The sequence below is a fragment of the Pseudomonas sp. B21-041 genome, from assembly GCF_024748675.1.
In the GTDB taxonomy this organism is placed as follows: Bacteria; Pseudomonadota; Gammaproteobacteria; order Pseudomonadales; family Pseudomonadaceae; genus Aquipseudomonas; species Aquipseudomonas neuropathica.
In genome coordinates, this window is sequence record NZ_CP087175.1 from 5,901,478 (window position 1) to 5,922,009 (window position 20,532).

At 60.3% G+C, this 20,532-nt stretch carries 15 protein-coding genes; 11 read left to right on the top strand and 4 right to left on the bottom strand.

Annotated features, from left to right (window positions below):
- Positions 1 to 7 precede the first annotated feature (7 nt).
- Positions 8 to 1,111, bottom strand: a complete 1,104-nt coding sequence (locus tag LOY43_RS26340; protein ID WP_007949927.1) for a GlxA family transcriptional regulator — start codon at positions 1,109 to 1,111, stop codon at positions 8 to 10.
- A gap of 514 nt (positions 1,112 to 1,625) precedes the next feature.
- Positions 1,626 to 3,002, bottom strand: a complete 1,377-nt coding sequence (locus LOY43_RS26345) for an L-serine ammonia-lyase (protein WP_034153599.1) — start codon at positions 3,000 to 3,002, stop codon at positions 1,626 to 1,628.
- 436 nt (positions 3,003 to 3,438) lie between these two features.
- Between LOY43_RS26345 and LOY43_RS26350 the strand changes: the two genes are divergently transcribed.
- From LOY43_RS26350 to choV, 3 genes are all read left to right on the top strand, one after another.
- Positions 3,439 to 4,383, top strand: a complete 945-nt coding sequence (locus LOY43_RS26350) for a choline ABC transporter substrate-binding protein (protein WP_007918300.1) — start codon at positions 3,439 to 3,441, stop codon at positions 4,381 to 4,383.
- Positions 4,384 to 4,449: 66 nt separating this feature from the next.
- Positions 4,450 to 5,295, top strand: a complete 846-nt coding sequence (gene choW, locus LOY43_RS26355; protein WP_016983941.1) for a choline ABC transporter permease subunit — start codon at positions 4,450 to 4,452, stop codon at positions 5,293 to 5,295.
- Positions 5,292 to 6,470: a choline ABC transporter ATP-binding protein gene (gene choV / locus LOY43_RS26360; RefSeq protein WP_016772804.1), complete on the top strand. Its 1,179-nt coding sequence runs from the start codon at positions 5,292 to 5,294 to the stop codon at positions 6,468 to 6,470. Before choW ends, choV begins: the two co-directional genes overlap by 4 nt.
- A 186-nt stretch (positions 6,471 to 6,656) precedes the next feature.
- Here the strand turns inward: choV and betT are convergent, their stop codons facing one another.
- Positions 6,657 to 8,654, bottom strand: a complete 1,998-nt coding sequence (betT, locus tag LOY43_RS26365) for a choline BCCT transporter BetT (RefSeq protein ID WP_095050249.1) — start codon at positions 8,652 to 8,654, stop codon at positions 6,657 to 6,659.
- A 63-nt stretch (positions 8,655 to 8,717) separates the two neighbouring features.
- Positions 8,718 to 8,912, bottom strand: coding sequence for a hypothetical protein (locus LOY43_RS26370; protein ID WP_258708922.1), 195 nt, complete (start codon positions 8,910 to 8,912; stop codon positions 8,718 to 8,720).
- Positions 8,913 to 9,083: 171 nt separating this feature from the next.
- Here LOY43_RS26370 and betI point away from each other — a divergent pair, with 171 nt between their 5' ends.
- From betI to LOY43_RS26410, 8 genes are all read left to right on the top strand, one after another.
- Positions 9,084 to 9,677 (top strand): transcriptional regulator BetI, encoded by a 594-nt coding sequence (gene betI, locus LOY43_RS26375; RefSeq protein WP_008085771.1) that lies wholly within the window; start codon positions 9,084 to 9,086, stop codon positions 9,675 to 9,677.
- Positions 9,678 to 9,765: 88 nt separating this feature from the next.
- A complete protein-coding gene (betB, locus tag LOY43_RS26380; RefSeq protein WP_077574839.1) occupies positions 9,766 to 11,238 on the top strand; it encodes a betaine-aldehyde dehydrogenase in 1,473 nt (490 codons plus the stop codon).
- 178 nt (positions 11,239 to 11,416) lie between these two features.
- Positions 11,417 to 13,120: a choline dehydrogenase gene (gene betA, locus LOY43_RS26385; RefSeq protein WP_095050248.1), complete on the top strand. Its 1,704-nt coding sequence runs from the start codon at positions 11,417 to 11,419 to the stop codon at positions 13,118 to 13,120.
- Between the two features lie 256 nt (positions 13,121 to 13,376).
- Positions 13,377 to 14,819, top strand: coding sequence for a TldD/PmbA family protein (locus tag LOY43_RS26390; protein WP_258708923.1), 1,443 nt, complete (start codon positions 13,377 to 13,379; stop codon positions 14,817 to 14,819).
- A complete protein-coding gene (locus LOY43_RS26395) occupies positions 14,819 to 16,156 on the top strand; it encodes a TldD/PmbA family protein (RefSeq protein ID WP_095126240.1) in 1,338 nt (445 codons plus the stop codon). The genes LOY43_RS26390 and LOY43_RS26395 overlap by 1 nt, the downstream gene beginning before the upstream one ends.
- Positions 16,157 to 16,306: 150 nt before the next feature.
- The gene (mdtD, locus tag LOY43_RS26400; RefSeq protein ID WP_093429880.1) at positions 16,307 to 17,734 is read left to right on the top strand and encodes a multidrug transporter subunit MdtD; all 1,428 of its coding nucleotides are present in this window, start codon (positions 16,307 to 16,309) and stop codon (positions 17,732 to 17,734) included.
- A gap of 80 nt (positions 17,735 to 17,814) precedes the next feature.
- Positions 17,815 to 19,200 (top strand): ATP-dependent RNA helicase DbpA, encoded by a 1,386-nt coding sequence (gene dbpA, locus LOY43_RS26405; RefSeq protein ID WP_008085781.1) that lies wholly within the window; start codon positions 17,815 to 17,817, stop codon positions 19,198 to 19,200.
- 131 nt (positions 19,201 to 19,331) lie between these two features.
- The gene (locus LOY43_RS26410; protein ID WP_095050245.1) at positions 19,332 to 20,510 is read left to right on the top strand and encodes an NAD(P)/FAD-dependent oxidoreductase; all 1,179 of its coding nucleotides are present in this window, start codon (positions 19,332 to 19,334) and stop codon (positions 20,508 to 20,510) included.
- Positions 20,511 to 20,532: the final 22 nt, after the last annotated feature.

The following is a 20,532-nucleotide window of genomic DNA, read 5'->3' on the forward strand; positions in this document are numbered from 1 at the left end:
ACCCTCATCAGAGCCTTACGCTGGCAAACGTCGACTCATTCCGAGCCTGACTCAACGCCGACATCGGCCCCGACAGCGGCGACATCACGATGGCCTGCGGCAGTGGCAACATCGCCACTTGTTGAGTGGTGTTGGAACCCACACGCTCGTCACGCGGCGGAATGCCGAAGTATTCGCGATAGCACTTGGAGAAGTGCGGCGTCGAGACGAAACCACACACGGACGCCACTTCGATGATCGACATCGGCGTTTGCTTGAGCAACTGCCGGGCGCGGATCAGGCGCAGCTTCAAGTAGTAACGCGACGGCGAGCAGTGCAGGTATTTCTGGAACAGGCGCTCCAACTGTCGACGCGACACGGCGACGTACACCGCCAGTTCATCGAGGTCGATCGGCTCTTCGAGGTTGGCTTCCATCAGCGCCACGATTTCCTGCAGCTTCGGCTGGTTGGTGCCGAGCATGTGCTTGAGCGGCACACGCTGGTGATCCTGTTCGTTGCGGATTCGTTCGTAGACGAACATCTCCGAGATCGCGGCGGACAGTTCACGGCCGTGATCGCGGCTGATCAGGTGCAGCATCATGTCCAGCGGCGCGGTACCGCCGGAGCTGGTGAAACGGTTACGGTCGAGGGTGAACAAACGGGTGCTCATGGCCACGCGCGGGAAGGCTTCCTGCATCGCCGCCAGACATTCCCAGTGCACGCTGCAATCGAAACCATCGAGCAACCCGGCGCAGGCCAAAGCCCAACTGCCGGTGCACACGGCGCCGAGGCGCTTGGACTGACGCGCCTGGCTTTGCAGCCAGGAAACGTGTTCACGGGTAACGGTGCGTTGAATGCCGATGCCGCCGCAGACAATCACAGTGTCCAGTGGCGGGGCTTTGTGCATGGAAGCGTCGGGAGTGATTTGCAGACCGTCACTGGCCCACACCTGGCCGCCATCGACGGTGAGGGTACTCCAGCGATACAGCTCGCGACCGGACAATTGGTTGGCCATGCGCAGGGGTTCTACTGCGGACGCCAGAGAAATCAGCGTGAAATTGTCCAGCAGCAGAAAGCCGATGGATTGAGGCGCACGGTTCTGGGGTTGGGCCCCGGAGTTGAACGACGTCATCGCGGTATCTCCTCACACAAAGCGGGTGATGGCCTCAGGCGGAGGCTCTTGTTATTGCCAGCGTTCTCGCGTGGGAGACGGGCTTTGTTATGACAGAGCAAATGCCATGCCTAAAATTGAATGGCTGTTCAATAACTCCTGAAAACGACGTCGCGACGTGTCTATACGAGCCGTCCGACGAAAGGTGTTTCGAAGTGCCATCAGCGTTGCTGAACGCCCTGCCCCCAGGGGTGTGAGCAAATCGGTAGCACTTGTGGGAACTGGCCTGCGCGCGATTGTCGGACAGTGTCACCGCAAGCACGGGTGACGGACGGTAGGAGAGCTGAGCGCGTGTAACAGGTGGGAAAGACTCTTATCTGATTGCGACGCGCTAAAAGGTGGCGTGATTTATTGTCTGTGTTCACTTGGTGAGCAGTTTTGACTGGTCTGGCGCTATCGCGAGCAGGCTCACTCCTACATTTGGAATGCGTTCCCCTGTAGGAGCGAGCCTGCTCGCGATGGAGGCGACTCGGTCTCAGCACTCCACAGCGCTGACCGCCAACCCACCACGCGATGTCTCTTTATATTTGTCATGCATATCAGCGCCGGTATCACGCATGGTGCGGATCACCCGGTCCAGCGAGATAAAGTGCTGACCATCGCCACGCAACGCCATCTGCGCCGCATTGATTGCTTTAACCGCCGCAATCGCATTGCGCTCGATGCACGGCACTTGCACCAGGCCGCCAACCGGATCGCAGGTCAACCCGAGGTTATGTTCCAGGCCAATTTCGGCCGCGTTGCACAACTGCTCCGGCGTGGCACCAAGAATCTCCGCCAGCCCCGCCGCCGCCATCGCACACGCCGAACCGACTTCGCCCTGGCAACCCACTTCGGCGCCCGAGATCGAAGCATTCTTTTTGCACAGAATCCCCACCGCCGCTGCACCGAGGAAGTAATCGACCACGTTGGCGTCAGTCACCGCTTCACTGAACTTCATAAAGTAGTGCAATACCGCCGGAATGATCCCTGCGGCGCCATTGGTCGGCGCCGTGACCATGCGCCCGCCCGCCGCGTTTTCTTCATTAACCGCCAGAGCGAACAGGTTGACCCACTCCATCGCGCTCAACGTTGAACCGATCACATTGGGCTTGCCCAGTTCCTGCAGGCTGCGATGCAGCTTTGCCGCGCGCCGACGCACATTCAGTCCGCCGGGCAAGATGCCTTCGTGTTTCAGGCCCTGCTCGACGCAATCCTGCATCGCCCGCCACAACTTCATCAGCCCGGCGCGGATCTCTTCTTCACTGCGCCAGACCTTTTCGTTGGCCATCATCAATTCGGCGACGCGCAGGTTGTTTTTCTTGCACAACTCCAACAGTTCAACCGCACTGGAAAAGTCGTAGGGCAACTCAGTGCGATCCAGATCGACCACGCCGCTGGACGCCTGCGCTTGATCCACGACAAAACCGCCGCCCACCGAATAGTAGGTGTCGCGATGCAGTTCGCCGTGATCACCCTCGGCAACGATAGTCATGGCATTGGGGTGGAATGGCAGGTTCTCGTCGATCAGGCGCATGTCCCGTGCCCAGACAAACGGCACCGACAAACGACCATCCAATAACAGTGTGTGAGTTTCACGCAGGGCCTGTATGCGCGGGCCGATCTGCGACGGGTCGATTGCGTCCGGCCACTCGCCCATCAAACCCATGATCACCGCGTTGTCGCTGCCGTGACCAATGCCCGTGGCCGACAGCGATCCGAACAATTGCACTTCTATACGGCGCACCTGTTCCAACTGGTGCTTGTCCCGTAGCGACTCGACGAACAACGCCGCGGCGCGCATGGGCCCGACGGTGTGGGAACTGGAAGGGCCGATGCCGATTTTGAACAGGTCGAAAACGCTGATAGCCATTGCTGCAGAGCTCCTGAGGATGCCGGTCCGGGGCGTGAAGCGCCCGCTGGCGGAGCTGCTACGCTCAAGCTGCGATCCGCCGGAATGCCCGCATCATCAGGCTTTTGTCGGAGCGCACGGCGTCTGACACCGACGCACTCATGTCCACCAGCGCCGCGCCGTTTTCGCCCCGGTTTTTCGCCGTTTTTGTGCGGTTCAGATGGCCATTCGGGGCTGAAAAAAGCTGTAAACGACGTCACTGACACTGGATGCGACCATCCCTGTACTGGATACGACCCCCCCTGTAGGCGTCAGATTTTCACTGGTACATGATCGTTATGACTCGATTGCAAGGCGCCGTGGTAGAGCTGTCTCCAGAACGCCATCCAACCGCAACCTATAAGTGCGGTGGTCCACAGTCGGAACACTGCCAAAAAAAACACCAAGGAGTCCATCCATGAAAGGTTCCCCGTCGTTGTTGTTGGCCGCCATGCTGAGTCTGCCGTTACTGGCGCAAGCTGCAGAACCGGCACAGTGCAGTACCGTTAACTTCTCCGATGTCGGCTGGACCGACATCACCGCTACCACCGCTACCACCTCTGTTGTGCTCAACGCCCTCGGCTACAAGACCAAGACCACCATGATCTCCGTGCCCGTGACCTACAAGTCGCTGGCCGACGGCAAGAACATGGACGTGTTCCTCGGCAACTGGATGCCGACCATGGAAAACGACATCAAGGCTTACCGCGACGCCGGCACCGTGGAAACCGTGCGCACCAACCTCAAGGGCGCCAAGTACACCCTCGCCGTGCCGCAAGCCCTGTATGACAAAGGTCTGCATGACTTCGCCGACATCGCCAAATTCAAGAAAGAACTCGACGGCAAGATCTACGGCATCGAGCCTGGCAACGACGGCAACCGTCTGATCCAGAGCATGATCGACAAGGACGCCTTCGGCCTGAAAACCGCCGGTTTCAAAGTCGTCGAATCGTCGGAAGCGGGCATGCTCTCGCAGGTGGATCGCGCGCAAAAACGCGACACCGCCGTGGTATTCCTCGGCTGGGCGCCGCACCCGATGAACAAGCGCTTCAAGATTCAATACCTGACCGGTGGCGATGATTTCTTCGGCCCCGATTTCGGTGCTGCGACCGTGGCGACCAATACCCGCAAGGGTTATGCCGAGGAATGCAGCAACGTCGGTCAGTTGCTGAAGAACCTGGAGTTCACCGTCGACATGGAAAGCGAACTGATGGGCAACATCCTCGACGACAAGATGAAGCCTGACGCGGCCGCCAAGGCCTGGCTGAAAAAGAATCCACAAGTGCTCGATACCTGGCTCGCTGGCGTAACCACCATTGACGGTAAACCTGGCCTGGAGGCCGTTAAAGCCAAGCTTCAGTAATCGCTTATGCCGGGTGGGCTCGCCCACCCGGGCTGTTTATTTCCTTGCATGCGGACGTTCACTACCATGCTGATTGATCAGAAAATACCTTTAGGCCAGTACATCGCGGGCTTCGTTGAATGGTTGACGCAACACGGCGCCAACACCTTCGACGCAATCGCCGTGACACTGGAAACGATGATCCACGGCGTGACGTTCGCGCTGACCTGGTTCAACCCACTGGTCTTGATTGGCCTGATCGCCCTGCTCGCGCACCTGATCCAGCGCAAATGGGGATTGACCGCTTTCGTGATCGCCTCCTTCCTGCTGATCCTCAATCTGGGGTACTGGCAGGAAACCATGGAAACCCTCGCCCAGGTCATGTTCGCGACCCTGGTCTGCGTGGTCATCGGCGTGCCGCTGGGCATCGTCGCCGCACACAAACCGATGTTCTACACTGTCATGCGTCCGGTACTCGATCTGATGCAGACCGTACCGACCTTCGTTTACCTCATTCCTACCCTGACCCTCTTCGGGCTGGGTGTGGTCCCGGGCCTGATCTCCACGGTGGTGTTCGCCATCGCTGCGCCGATCCGCCTGACCTATCTGGGCATCCGCGATGTCCCGCAAGAACTGATGGACGCCGGCAAGGCCTTCGGCTGCTCGCGTCGCCAACTGCTCTCACGGATCGAACTGCCTCACGCCATGCCGAGCATCGCGGCCGGCATCACCCAGTGCATCATGCTGTCGTTGTCGATGGTGGTGATCGCGGCACTGGTAGGCGCCGACGGACTCGGCAAACCGGTGGTCAACGCACTGAACACTGCTGATATCGCCCTGGGCTTCGAAGCGGGCCTGGCGATCGTACTGCTGGCGATCATGCTCGACCGTATCTGCAAACAACCCGACGCCAAAGTAGGGGGTGACGCATGAGCATAATTCGCTTCGAAGACGTCGACGTAATCTTTTCCAAAGATCCACGCGAGGCACTCAAGCTGCTGGATCAGGGCATGACCCGCAACGAAATCCTGAAAAAGACCGGACAGATTGTCGGCGTGGAAAAAGCCACGCTGGACATCAACAAAGGCGAGATCTGCGTGCTGATGGGCTTGTCCGGCTCGGGCAAGTCGAGCCTGCTGCGCTGCATCAACGGCCTCAACACCGTGAGCCGCGGCAAGCTGTTCGTCGAGCATGAAAACCGTCAGATCGACATCGCCTCCTGCACCCCGGCCGAGCTGAAAATGATGCGCACCAAACGCATCGCCATGGTGTTCCAGAAGTTCGCCCTGATGCCGTGGCTGACGGTGCGCGAGAACATCAGTTTCGGTCTGGAAATGCAGGGTCGACCGGAGAAGGAACGCAAGAAACTCGTCGATGAAAAACTCGAACTGGTCGGCCTGACCCAATGGCGCAACAAGAAGCCTGATGAACTCTCCGGCGGCATGCAGCAGCGTGTCGGTCTGGCACGAGCGCTGGCGATGGACGCCGACATTCTATTGATGGACGAACCGTTCTCGGCCCTCGACCCGCTGATCCGTCAGGGTCTGCAGGATGAACTGCTGGAACTGCAACGCAAGCTGAGCAAGACCATCGTGTTCGTGAGCCACGACCTCGACGAGGCGCTCAAATTGGGTAGCCGCATCGCGATCATGAAAGACGGCCGGATCATCCAGTACAGCGTGCCGGAAGAGATCGTGCTGAACCCGGCGGACGACTATGTGCGCACCTTCGTCGCACACACCAATCCGCTCAACGTGCTCTGCGGCCGCAGCCTGATGCGCACGCTGGACAAGTGCAAACGCATCAACGGTTCGGTGTGTCTCGATCCGGGCGGCGATTCGTGGCTGGACCTGGCCGAAGGCAACACCATCAAGGGTGCGCGGCAGAATGGTTCGGTGCTGAACCTGCAGAACTGGGCACCGGGGCAAGCGGTGGAAGGACTGGAGCGCAAGCCGACGCTGGTGGATTCGAACATCGGCATGCGCGATGCGTTGCAGATTCGTTATCAGACCGGCAACAAGCTGGTGTTGCACGATAACAATCATGTGGTGGGGATCCTGGGCGACAGCGAGTTGTATCACGCGTTGCTGGGCAAGAACCTCGGTTAAGGGGGATAAAAAAAGGGATCGCGGTGAGCGATCCCTGATCGTTCCCACGCTCCGCGTGGTAATGCAGCCCGGGACGCTCCGCGTCCCACAACAGCGGACGCGGAGCGTCCATTGAGACATTCCTTTGCTGAGCGGGGGAACGATCATGCAAAAGGGGCTCAATCGAGCCCCTTTTGTTTTAGCGGTTTAGCTGTACACCCGGCCAAGGAGCTGCCGATGGCTTTCAAACTGATCGAGCACATCGCGTGTGATCTGATCCTGCGTGAAGCCCATCAGGTCGTAATCCTGGCTGCCATTGTGCAGATACACTTCAGCGCGGTAGTAACGCTGGCGCGCTTCATCGGACTGCGCCGATTCGGTCGGGGTCGCCAGATAGCCATCCAGGCTCACTTCGTAAACGAAAGGGTTGCCCTCTTCCATCTCGACGCGCACGCCCATGCAGCGCTTGGATTTACCCAGCAGCGTCTGCACTTCCAGACCCTGCGCACGCATCTGCGCGGTGGCATCTTCCAGCGCCGGGCTGACCTGCTTATCCATGAAACGCTGCACCACCGATTGGCTCGGTTGCAGATCCAATTGCGTCAGACGCTCGCTGAAACCACGACGACCGCGCTCCGCCAGCTGCGCCTGCTCCTGTTCGATCTGCACGTCCTGACGCATGGCCTTGTGCAGGCCGAACATGAAGAACACCAGCACCACCGAGAACGGCAGACCCGCCAGCACCACCATGGTTTGCATGGCTTCGAAGTTACCGGCAAACAGCAGACCAATGGTCACCAGGGTGATCACCACCGACCAGAAGATCCGCAGCCAGTGCGGCGCATCTTCATCGACGTTGCCGCCCTTGCAGGACAGATTCGCCATCATCACCGCGCCGGAGTCAGCTGGGGTCAGGAACAGTACGAAGCCAACAAAAATCGACACACCGATAACGACTTTCGACGCCGGGTAGTGTTCAAGCAACTGATAAATCGCCATCGACGGCTGTTCCAGTGCCGTCTTGCCAAGCTCCACAGCCCCCTGGTTCATCACCAGATCCAGCGCCGAGTTACCGAAGATCGACAGCCAGGCCAAGGTGAAGCCCAGCGGAATCAGCAGCACGCCGGCGACCAGTTCACGCACGGTACGACCACGGGAAATACGCGCGATGAACATGCCTACGAATGGCGCCCAGGAAATCCACCAGGCCCAGTAGAACAGGGTCCACAGGCCCATCCAGCGCTCGGACTTGGCGTTGTCGCCTTCGTACACATAAAGGTCGAAGGTTTTCAGTACGATGCCATTGAGGTAGTCGCCGATGTTCTGCACGAAGCCGTTGAGCAGGTGCAAAGTCGGGCCAAACAACAGCACGAAAATCAGCAGACCGCTGAACAGTACGATGTTCAGGTTGGACAGACGACGGATGCCGTTTTCCACGCCGGACACGGCAGCGATGGTCGCCACGGTGCTCATCACGATGATCACGATCAACAGGTTAGTGTTGCTGTGCTCCATGCCGAACAGGTTTTCCAGGCCCGACGACACTTGCAGCGAACCAATCCCCAGGTTGGTCACCAGACCCAGCAGGGTCACGAACATGCCGAAGCCGTCCACCGCGTGACCGGCCGCGCCCTTGACCCAACGCTCGCCCACCAGCGGATACAGCGCCGAACGCAGGGCCAGCGGCTGGTTATGCCGGTAAGCAAAGTACGCCACGGCCAGACCGACCAGTGCGTAGATCGCCCAGCCGTGCAGGCCCCAGTGCAGGAAGGTCAGTTGCACCGCCTGACGCGCGGCCATGTTGGTAGCCGATGCGCCTTCCGGCGGATTGAAGTAGTGATCCAATGGCTCGGATGCGCCGAAGTACAGCAGCGAAATACCGATACCCGACGAGAACAGCATCCCCGCCCAGGCGCCGTAACTGAAATCCGGGGTGTCGTCCTTGCTGCCCAGTTTGAGTTTGCCGTACGAGGAAAACGCCAGACCCACCACAAACACCAGGTAGGCGGCGATGACCACCATGTAGTACCAGCCGAAGCTGCGCGACAACCAGGCCTGAGCGATACCCAACAGTCTGCCGGCCTCTTGCGGGGCGATAATCAGAATGGCGGTCAACAACAGAATCAGCGCGGTAGAGGTGTAGAACACCCAACCGTTGACCGTCACCTTCTCGGGCGGGGTCTTTATAAGCGAGGCAGAACTCATGGCACAAATGCTCCAGGCAGTGCGAGAGAAGAACACAAGGCAACACGGAACCCGACCAATCGGTTAGTTGGCAGCCGACCAGCGGGTGATATAAAGACACCCCGAAAAATGCCCGAACCTGCCGAAATGGCGCTGCGAATCGCTTTCGTGGCCGAAGGTGGACGGACGTTCATCCGAAACCTGGCCCTGAGCGTCTTGCCCTTTCAACACGTCCATCGAATCGCGAACCGCGCCATGCCCCACGCAGGTTTCGAGCATTTTTGGATGTCGGTTTTATCGCCACTTACACGTAGGAAAAATCTGTAGGCAGCGACGATTTGTCGCAGATCTTATTCTTTGTTGATTGAACGTTCAATCAAAACAAAATAGACTGGCCGCTAATCCGATAGGCGTGATTCGCCGCTCGGAAGGCCTAAGGAGATGTGCAAGATGCCCAAGGTCGGTATGCAACCCATCCGCCGCCAACAACTGATCGAAGCCACATTGCAGGCGGTCGATCAGGTCGGAATGGGGGACGCCAGCATTGCGCTGATCGCCCGTTTGGCCGGTGTCTCGAATGGCATCATCAGTCATTACTTTCAGGACAAGAACGGCCTGATTGCCGCCACGATGCGGTATCTGATGACCGCCCTCAGCGAGAGCGTCACCGCGCGCCGGCAGGCGCTGGCAGATGACAGCCCACGGGCGCATCTGCAGGTGATCATCGAAGGCAACTTCGACGCCAGCCAGGTCAATGGCCCGGCAATGAAAACCTGGCTGGCCTTTTGGGCCACCAGCATGCACCAGCCGTCTTTGCACAGGTTGCAGCGGATCAACGATCACCGTCTGTATTCCAACCTGTGCTGCCAGTTCCGCCGTGTGCTGCCGCTCGAAGATGCGCGCAGCGCAGCGCGGGGGCTGGCAGCGTTGATTGACGGCTTGTGGTTGCGCGGCGCGCTGTCGGGAGACGCTTTCGATACCGCGCAGGCGCAACAGATCGCTTACGAATACATGGATTTCCAATTGGCCAAGAAGGTGAGCTAGAGCACACAGAAAACGCTCGGCCCCTGAACGCCACCGCAGCCTCACCGCGGTGGTCAACGCCAACCACCAATGCACTTGCGAGGACACTATGGCCCGTTTCGAACTGCAAAAACTTTACATCGATGGCGCGTACTCCGACGCTGGCAGCGATGCCACCTTCGAAGCCATCAACCCGGCGAACGGTGAAGTCCTCGCACTGGTGCAACGTGCGACCAAGGAAGACGTCGAGCGCGCCGTGGTCAGCGCTGAAAAGGGCCAGAAAATCTGGGCTGCGATGACCGCCATGGAGCGTTCGCGCATTCTGCGTCGTGCCGTCGACATCCTGCGCGAGCGCAACGATGAACTGGCCGCGCTGGAAACCCTGGACACCGGCAAATCCTTCTCCGAAACCAAGTACGTCGACATCGTTACCGGCGCTGATGTGCTGGAATACTATGCAGGCCTGGTGCCAGCGATCGAAGGCGAGCAGATCCCGCTGCGTGACACTTCGTTCGTCTACACCCGTCGCGAGCCGCTGGGCGTGGTCGCCGGTATCGGCGCGTGGAACTACCCGATCCAGATCGCCCTGTGGAAATCCGCGCCAGCCCTGGCGGCCGGTAACGCGATGATCTTCAAGCCAAGCGAAGTCACCTCGCTGACCACCCTGAAACTGGCCGAGATCTACACCGAAGCCGGCGTTCCAAACGGTGTGTTCAACGTCCTGACCGGCAGCGGCCGTGAAGTCGGCACCTGGCTGACCGAGCACCCGCGCATCGAAAAAATCTCCTTCACCGGCGGCACCGACACTGGCAAGAAGGTTATGGCCAGCGCTTCGGCTTCGTCGCTGAAAGACGTGACCATGGAACTGGGTGGCAAATCCCCGCTGATCATCTGCGACGACGCCGATCTCGATCGCGCTGCCGACACCGCGATGATGGCCAACTTCTACAGCTCGGGTCAGGTCTGCACCAACGGCACTCGCGTGTTCGTACCGGCGCACCTGAAAGCCGCTTTCGAAGCCAAGATCGTTGAGCGCGTTGCACGCATCCGCGTCGGCAACCCGGAAGACGAAAACACCAACTTCGGCCCGCTGGTCAGCTTCGCGCACATGGAAAGCGTGCTGGGCTACATCGCCAAAGGTAAAGAACAAGGCGCCCGCGTGCTGTGCGGCGGCGACCGTCTGACCGACGGCGAATTCGCCAAAGGCGCATTCGTGGCTCCAACCGTGTTCACCGACTGCACCGACGACATGACCATCGTTCGTGAAGAAATCTTTGGTCCAGTGATGGCGATCCTCTCCTACGAGACCGAAGAAGAAGTGATCCGCCGCGCCAACGACACCGACTTCGGCCTGGCCGCCGGTATCGTCACCAAAGACCTGAACCGCGCACACCGCGTGATTCATCAACTGGAAGCCGGTATCTGCTGGATCAACGCCTGGGGCGAGTCCGACGCAAAAATGCCGGTCGGCGGTTACAAGCAGTCGGGTGTTGGCCGTGAAAACGGCATCAGCTCGCTGAACAACTTCACCCGCATCAAATCGGTACAGGTCGAGCTGGGCGATTACGTTTCGGTGTTCTAACCCGAGATTTGCATTGCCCGCGAAGGCCTCTTCGCTGGCAAGCCAGCTCCCACAGTTTTGGGGTCGTCCATCAAATCTGTGGCAGCCCCCAATCTTTGTGGGAGCTGACTTGCCAGCGATTCGAGTGCGCAGCACTCGCCGAGGTCAGACCTGACCACATCTAAAGAGGGTGCATTCAATGTCCCAAGAATTCGATTACATCATCATCGGTGCCGGCTCGGCCGGTAACACCCTGGCGACCCGTCTGACTGAAGACGAAGGCGTCACCGTTCTGCTGCTCGAAGCCGGCGGCCCTGACTACCGTCTCGACTTCCGCACGCAAATGCCCGCTGCCCTGGCATTCCCGCTGCAAGGTCGTCGCTACAACTGGGCCTACGAAACCGATCCAGAGCCACACATGGACGGTCGCCGCATGGAATGCGGTCGCGGCAAAGGCCTCGGCGGTTCTTCGCTGATCAACGGCATGTGCTACATCCGTGGTAACGCTATGGACTACGACGGCTGGGCGAAACTGCCAGGCCTGGAAAACTGGTCGTACCTCGACTGCCTGCCGTACTTCCGCAAAGCGGAAACCCGCGACATCGGCCCGAACGACTACCACGGTGGCGAAGGTCCGGTCAGCGTGACCACGCCGAAGGCGGGCAACAACCCGTTGTTCCACGCCATGGTTGAAGCCGGCGTACAGGCCGGTTACCCGCGCACCGAAGACTTGAACGGTTACCAGCAGGAAGGTTTCGGCCCGATGGACCGCACCGTGACGCCAAATGGCCGTCGTGCTTCCACCGCCCGTGGCTACCTTGACGTTGCCAAAAAGCGTTCGACCCTGACCATCGTCACTCACGCCCTGACCGACAAGATTCTGTTTGAAGGCAAGCGTGCGGTCGGCGTGCGTTACCTGGTCGGCGACGCCGAAGAGCGCGTTGAAGTCAAAGCGCGCAAAGAAGTCCTGCTGTGCTCCGGCGCCATCGCTTCGCCGCAGATTCTGCAGCGCTCCGGTGTCGGCCCTGCCGAACTGCTGAAGTCGCTCGACATTCCGGTCGTTCACGACCTGCCGGGCGTCGGTGAAAACCTGCAGGATCACCTTGAGCTGTACCTGCAATACGCGTGCACTCAGCCGGTTTCGCTGTACCCGTCGCTGCTCTGGTACAACCAGCCAGCCATCGGTGCCGAGTGGCTGTTCAACGGCACCGGCATCGGCGCCAGCAACCAGTTCGAAGCCGGCGGTTTCATCCGTTCGCGTCCGGAATTCGAATGGCCGAACATCCAGTACCACTTCCTGCCGGTAGCGATTAACTACAACGGCAGCAACGGTGTGAAAGAGCACGGTTTCCAGGCGCACATGGGTTCCATGCGTTCGCCAAGCCGTGGTCGCATCCAGGCCAAGTCGAAAGACCCGCGCCAGCACCCGAGCATCCTGTTCAACTACATGGCCACCGAGCAGGACTGGCAGGAATTCCGAGACGGCATCCGCCTGACCCGTGAAATCATGCAACAGCCAGCACTGGACGCTTTCCGTGGCCGTGAAATCAGCCCGGGCATCGAAGTGCAAACCGATGAGCAGCTGGACAAGTTCATCCGCGAGCACGCCGAAACTGCGTTCCACCCGTCCTGCTCGTGCAAGATGGGCACCGACGAGATGGCTGTAGTGGATGGCGAAGGTCGCGTGCACGGCATGCAGAGCCTGCGTGTGGTCGATGCCTCGATCATGCCGATCATCACCACTGGCAACCTCAACGCGCCAACGATCATGATCGCCGAGAAAATCGCCGACAAGATCCGTGGCCGCCAGCCGCTGCCGCGCAGCACCGCGCCGTACTACGTCGCGGGTGATGCGCCGGTGAAGGGCAAACCGATGCGTGATATCACCCCGGCTGCGCAGTAGCCTGAAGTGATCGTTCCCACGCTCTGCGTGGGAATGCATCCCGTGACGCTCTGCGTCACTCAGCGGACGCAGAGCGTCCATGGCGGCGTTCCCACGCAGAGCGTGGGAACGATCTCCTGCCTCGCACAGTAAATCCCCCTACACCCCCTCTTCACTTGATCCTACCCCCACGCAGGCCTACTCTAGACCTCGCGCAACCGTTTCACCCCCTCCCCGCCGCTGCTCTACCGCTTCCCCCTGACAAGGAGGTTCCCGAATGTTCGATTTCCACCCCCAGCTCAAGCAGCGCTTTGCTGCCTTGCGCACGGGCGCTGAGTTTTTTTCCCTGCGGTATGTACGCGAGTCCGGGCAATATCTGTCGGTGCGCAAGAATGTCGCCGAGCCGCCGAGCCTGAGACGCGACGAAGGCGCGATGCTCACCGTGCGCGTCAATGGCGTTGAGGCCTACGCGGCGACCAACGACCTGTCGCAACAAGGTCTGCAAGCCGCCCTCGAACGCGCCGAGCAGCAAGCCCGTCGCCTCAAGCCGCACGCCTTGCTCGACCTGCGCGATCAGCCGGTGTCCAGCGATCGCGCTGATTACTTTTCACCCAATCTCGACCAAGCCTTCCCGTCCCTGAGCGAATGTTTTGAGCTGCTCGGCGCGGAATCCGCCTCGGTGCCAAAGGATGAGCGCCTGGTGAACTGGCAGGTGAGCATTGGCATTACCCACGTCGAACAGATTTACCTGAGCAGCGCCGGGGCTGAATTGCGCCAGGCGCAGCGCTTTGTCTATCCAGGCCTCGACGTCACCGCCTACGACGGTAACGACAGCCAGACCCGTAGCCTCGGCCGCGAGAACTTCGGCCAACAGGGCGGCGCTGACGTGATCAGCCGCTGCGGCCTGATCGGCGCCGGCCCGCAAGTCGCCGATCAGGCCTTGCAACTGCTGCTCGCGCCGAACACCCCGCAAGGCCCGCGCGACCTGCTGTTGATGCCGGATCAAATGATGCTGCAAATCCACGAATCCATCGGCCACCCGCTGGAACTCGACCGCATCCTCGGTGACGAGCGCAATTACGCCGGCACCAGTTTCGTCAAGGCCAGCGACTTCGGCAGCCTGCAATACGGCTCCAAGCTGCTCAACGTGACCTTCGATCCGGGCATTCCCGAAGAACTCGCCAGCTACGGTCATGACGACGACGGCAGCAAGGCCAGCAAACAATTCCTGATCCGCGATGGCCTGTTGTTGCGCCCGCTGGGCGGTGCGCTGTCGCAGTTCCGCGCCGGTCTCGATGGCGTTGCCAACAGCCGCGCCTGCGGCTGGAACCGGCCGCCGATCGACCGCATGGCCAACCTCAATATCGAACCGGGCGATCAGCCTCTGAACAAACTGATCGAAGGCATCGAGAACGGCATCCTGATGAGCACCAACCGCTCATGGTCGATCGACGATGCGCGCAACAAATTCCAGTTCGGCTGCGAATGGGGCCAGTTGATCGAAAACGGTGAACTCAAAGGTGTGGTGAAAAACCCGAACTATCGGGCGATTTCCGCGCACTTCTGGAAAAGCCTGCGCGCCGTCGGCGATGCCAACACCGTCAAGGTGCTGGGCACGCCGAACTGCGGCAAGGGCGAACCGAACCAGGTGATCCGCGTCGGCCACGCTTCGCCGGCCTGCGTATTCAGCAACGTTGATGTGTTTGGGGGAGACGCCTGATGAGCATTTCGAAGAGTCAGTCCGACGCCTTCAAGGTCATGGTCGAGTGGCTGCGCGACAGCGTGCGCGAGCCGGAACAGTTCACCCTCAGCTTTGCCGCCGAATCCTCGGCGTTCGTGCGTTTCAATCACGCCAAGGTGCGTCAGGCCGGGCAAGTGCAGCAGGCCAATATCGTTCTGAAACTGATCAACGACGGTCGCCACGCCGACCTGCAGGTCACCCTGTCCGGTGATCAGGAAGGCGATCTGCGACGCCTCGCCGAAGGTCTGCAACAACTGCGCGAAACCCTGCCGCTGCTGCCGCAGGATCCGTACCTGTTGCTCAACCACAACGGCTGGCAGAGCAAAAATGTGCAGGAGCATCCGCTGCCGGACACCGAGCAGGTTGTCGATGAAATCTGCGCTGCCGCTGAAGGTCTGGATCTGGTGGGCTTCTATGCGGCCGGCCCGATCAGTCGTGGTTTCGCCAGTTCAGCGGGGGCGTTTGGCTGGCATCAGGCGAACAGCTTCAACTTCGATTTCAGCCTGTTCCACGAGAACGGTGAAGCGGTGAAAGCCAGCTACGCCGGGCATGACTGGAGCAGCGAAGGCTTCGCCAAGCGCTTCGGCCAGGCTCGCGAGCAACTGGAGTTTCTCGGCCGCCCACTGCGCACCTTGGCGCCGGGGCAGTACCGCGCGTATCTGGCACCGGCGGCGCTGGAAGAAATCATGGGCATGCTGAGCTGGGGCGGTTTCTCGGCGCAGTCGATCGCCAGTAAGAGCAGCCCGTTGCAGAAGCTGTATGTCGGCGATCAGGCGTTCAGTCCACTGCTGTCGCTGGATGAGAAAGTCAGCGAATCGCTGAGCCCGGCGTTTTCCGGCGAGGGGTATCCGCGCAGTGATTTGCGCCTGATCGTCGAAGGCAAGGCTGGCGATCAACTTGTCGGCTCGCGCAGTGCAGCGGAATATGGCCTGACCGCCAACGGCGCCGGTGGCGGTGAAATGCCAAGCGCGTTGAACATGGCGGCGGGTGATCTGGCGCAAGCAGAGATCCTCAAGCAATTGGGTACCGGGCTGTACATCAGCAACCTGTGGTACCTGAACTTCTCGGATCAACCGGCGGCGCGCATGACCGGCATGACCCGTTTCGCGACCTTCTGGGTCGAGAACGGCGAGATCCAGGCGCCGGTCAGCACCATGCGCTTCGACGATAGCGCTTACAGCCTGCTCGGTTCGCAGCTGGAAGCGTTGACCGCCGAGCGCGAGTTGCTGCTGTCGGCGAGTACCTACAGCCAGCGCAATACTTCGTCGGCGTTGCTGCCGGGGGCGCTGGTCAGCCGTTTGACTCTGACCCTCTGACGGCGATCGTTCCCACGCTCTGCGTGGGAATGCAGCAGGGGACGCTCTGCGTCCCAGCCAAAAGCGGACGCGGAGCGTCCGTGGAGGCATTCCCACGCAGAGCGTGGGAACGATCATGGATATGCATTAACTCCAACGACAAGAGGTTCCATGCCCAACCGCCCGCCTCTCGACGCCATCACCGCCCGCTGGTTGCCGTGGGTCGTCGCCATCGCTTTCTTCATGCAGTCCCTCGACGGGACCATTCTCAATACCGCCCTGCCCGCCATGGCTCGCGATCTGGCCGAAGATCCCTTGCGTATGCAGGGCGTGATCATCGCCTACATGCTCACCGTGGCTTTGCTGATTCCGGCTTCGGGCTGGATCGCCGACCGTTTCGGCACCAAGAAAATTTTCTTCGGCGCGATCTTGTTGTTCAGTTTCGGCTCGCTGCTCTGCGCCTTGTCGAGCAGTCTGAGCATGCTGGTCGGCGCCCGAGTGATTCAGGGCCTGGGCGGTGCGCTGATGCTACCGGTCGGGCGACTCGTCGTACTGCGCGCCTATCCGCGATCCGAACTGGTGCGGATCATGGGCTTCATCACCATCCCCGGCCTGCTCGGTCCGCTGATCGGCCCGACCATGGGCGGCTGGATGGTCGAGTACCTGACGTGGCACTGGATTTTCCTGATCAACCTGCCGGTCGGCGTGATTGGTTGCTACGCGGTGTGGAAATTCATTCCCGACCTGCGCGGCACCGAGCGCACGCGTTTCGATAGCCTGGGTTTCCTGCTGTTCGGCGCGGCGATGATCCTGATCACCATCGCCATGGAAGGCCTTGGCGAACTGCACTTGCCGCATCTGCGGGTGATGTTGCTGCTGTTCGCCGGTCTGGCGTGTCTGGCGGCATACTGGTTGCGCGCCGGGCACATCGAAAACCCGCTGTTCGCGCCATCGCTGTTCAAGACCCGCACGTTTGCCGTCGGCATTCTCGGCAACCTCTTTGCCCGCCTGGGCAGCGGCGCATTGCCATTTCTGGTGCCGTTGCTGCTGCAAGTGGCGCTGGGCTATTCACCGTCGCAAGCGGGGATGAGCATGCTGCCACTGGCGGCGGCGGCAATGTTTGCCAAGTGGATGGCACGGCCGCTGATTGAGCGGCTTGGTTATCGCATCGTGCTCACCGGCAACACCCTGGCACTGGGGATCATGCTGGCGAGCATGGGCCTGGTCAGCGAGCAGACGCCGTACTGGTTGCTACTGTGTCTGCTGGCGATTCTCGGCGCGATCAACTCGCTGCAATTCACCGCGATGAACACGGTGACGCTGATCGATCTCGACGATGCGAGCGCCAGTAGCGGCAACAGCTTGCTGTCGGTGGTGGCGCAATTATCGTTGAGCCTGGGGGTGGCGTGCGCCGGTGCTTTGCTCGGTGGGTTTACCGCAGAGATCGGTAACGATGGCGTGGAGACCGTGCTGGGTGCGTTCCAGCTGACCTTCGTCACCGTCGGCATCATGGCGATGCTGGCCGCGACGATCTTCTCGCAACTGTCGAAAGAAGACGGGCGCCGCGCCAAACGTCCGGAAGAACACATCGAACATTAACCACTGTTCGTCCAGAACTTTCGAAGAAAGTGGCACGGGGCTGCTACACTGCGCGACATTTTGTTTTGCAGGCCAGTCCCGTGACCACCATCGCCACCGCTTTTAATACTCTGCCGCTGTCCGCCGCCATGCTGGCTAACCTCGAATCCCTCGGTTATGCCCAGATGACGCCGATCCAGGCGCAGAGCTTGCCGGTGATCCTCAAGGGGATGGACCTGATCGCCCAGGCCAAGACCGGCAGCGGCAAGACCGCCGCGTTCGGCATCGGCCTGCTCAACCCGATCAACCCGCGCTATTTCGGTTGCCAAGCGCTGGTGATCTGCCCGACGCGTGAGCTGGCCGACCAGGTCGCCAAGGAAATCCGTCGTCTGGCCCGTGCCGAAGACAACATCAAAGTCCTGACCCTGTGCGGCGGCGTGTCCTTCGGCCCGCAGATCGCTTCGCTGGAACACGGCGCGCACATCATCGTCGGCACCCCGGGGCGTATCCAGCAGCACTTGCGCAAAGGTTCGCTGGTGCTCGATGGCCTGAATACGCTGATTCTCGACGAAGCCGACCGCATGCTCGACATGGGTTTCTACGACGCCATCGAAGACATCATCGTCAAGACCCCGGAACGTCGTCAGACCCTGCTGTTCTCCGCGACGTACCCGGTGGGCATCAAGCAACTGGCGTCGAAGTTCATGCGTGATCCGCAAACGGTGAAAGCCGAAGCGTTCCACGATGACACGCAGATCGAGCAGCGTTTCTACGAGATTTCCCCGGAAGATCGCATGAGCGTGGTGACCAAAGTCCTGCACCACTTCCGCCCGGCGTCGTGCGTGGCGTTCTGCTTCACCAAGCAGCAAGTGCAGGAAACCGTTGATCACCTGACCGCCAAGGGCATTTCCGCCGTCGGCCTGCACGGCGATCTGGAACAGCGTGACCGCGATCAGGTGCTGGCGATGTTCGCCAACCGCAGTACCTCGGTACTGGTTGCCACCGACGTCGCCGCCCGTGGTCTGGACATCGATGCGCTAGACATGGTGATTAACGTCGAACTGGCGCGCGATTCGGAAATCCACATTCACCGCGTCGGCCGTACCGGTCGCGCTGGCGAAAAAGGCATCGCGATCAGCCTGGTTGCACCGGGCGAAGCGCATCGCGCGCAAGCCATCGAGCAGCTGCAGAAGTCGCCGCTGAACTGGGATCAGGTCGATAACCTCAAGTCCCAGGGCCTCGCCCCGCTGCAACCGCCGATGACCACGCTGTGCATCGGCGCGGGCCGTAAAGACAAGGTTCGCCCGGGCGACATTCTGGGCGCACTGACTGGCGATGCCGGCATTCCGGGTGCGCAGGTTGGCAAGATCGCGATTTTCGACTTCCAGGCTTATGTAGCCGTGGACCGCACCGTGGCCATGCAAGCCTTGCAGCGTTTGAACGACGGCAAGATCAAGGGCCGTTCGCTGCGCGTCCGCATCCTCTGACCTGATCGTTCCCACGCTCTGCGTGGGAATGCATCCCGTGACGCTCCGCGTCACATAACAACGGACGCAGAGCGTCCATGGCGGCATTCCCACGCAGAGCGTGGGAACGATCATTGTGTGAGGACACCGTTTTGCGCTCTACCGAAGTCGTGATCATTGGCGCTGGCGCCGCTGGGTTGATGTGTGCACTGACCGCTGCCGGACGCGGGCGTCAGGTGTTGCTGCTCGACCACGCGAACAAGGCCGGCAAGAAAATCCTGATGTCGGGCGGTGGTCGCTGCAATTTCACCAACATGTACACCGAACCGAGCAATTTCCTCTCGCAGAACCCGCACTTCTGCAAATCGGCACTGGCGCGCTACACCCAGTGGGATTTCATCGGCATGGTCGGCAAACACGCCGTGCCGTACCACGAGAAGAAACTCGGCCAGTTGTTCTGCGATAACAAATCCAGCGACATCCTCGAAATGCTCCTGACCGAGTGCGATCAGGTCGGTGTGGAGCTGCATCTGGACACCTCAATCCAGACCATCGAGAAGATCGAAAGCGGTTACCTGCTCGACACCACACTGGGCCAGATCCAGTGCCAGTCGCTGGTGATCGCCACCGGCGGTCTGTCGATCCCGACGCTGGGCGCCACCGGTTTCGGTTATCAAGTGGCCAAACAGTTCGGCCATGAACTGCTGCCGACCCGCGCCGGGCTGGTGCCGTTCACCATCACCGATCAGCTCAAGGAACTGTGCACCGAGCTGTCCGGCACTTCGGTGGATTGTCTGGTGAGCTGCAACGATCAGAGCTTTCGCGAGAATATTCTGTTCACTCACCGTGGCCTCAGTGGCCCGGCGATTTTGCAGATTTCATCGTTCTGGGAATCCGGCGACACGGTTGAGATCAACCTGCTGCCGGATCACGACGCGGCGAGCTGGCTGCAGCAGCAAGTGGCCGAGCGTCCGAACAGTGAATTGAAAACCCTGCTCGGTGAGATTTTCACCAAGAAGATGGCCAATCTACTGGCGGACAACTGGTTCGTGTCCAAGCCGATGAAGCAGTACACCCACGCGGAACTGGCGGAAATCGCCGACAAGCTGGGCAGCTGGAAAGTGGTGCCGGCGGGGACCGAAGGTTATCGCACGGCCGAGGTAACGCTCGGTGGCGTCGATACCCGCGAGGTGTCGTCCAAGACCATGGAATCACTGAAAAGCCCTGGCCTGTATTTCATCGGCGAAGTGCTCGACGTGACCGGGCATCTGGGCGGTTTCAACTTTCAGTGGGCCTGGGCCTCCGGCTACGCTGCCGCGCAGTACGCTTAATTCAAAGCTAAATACAAAAACC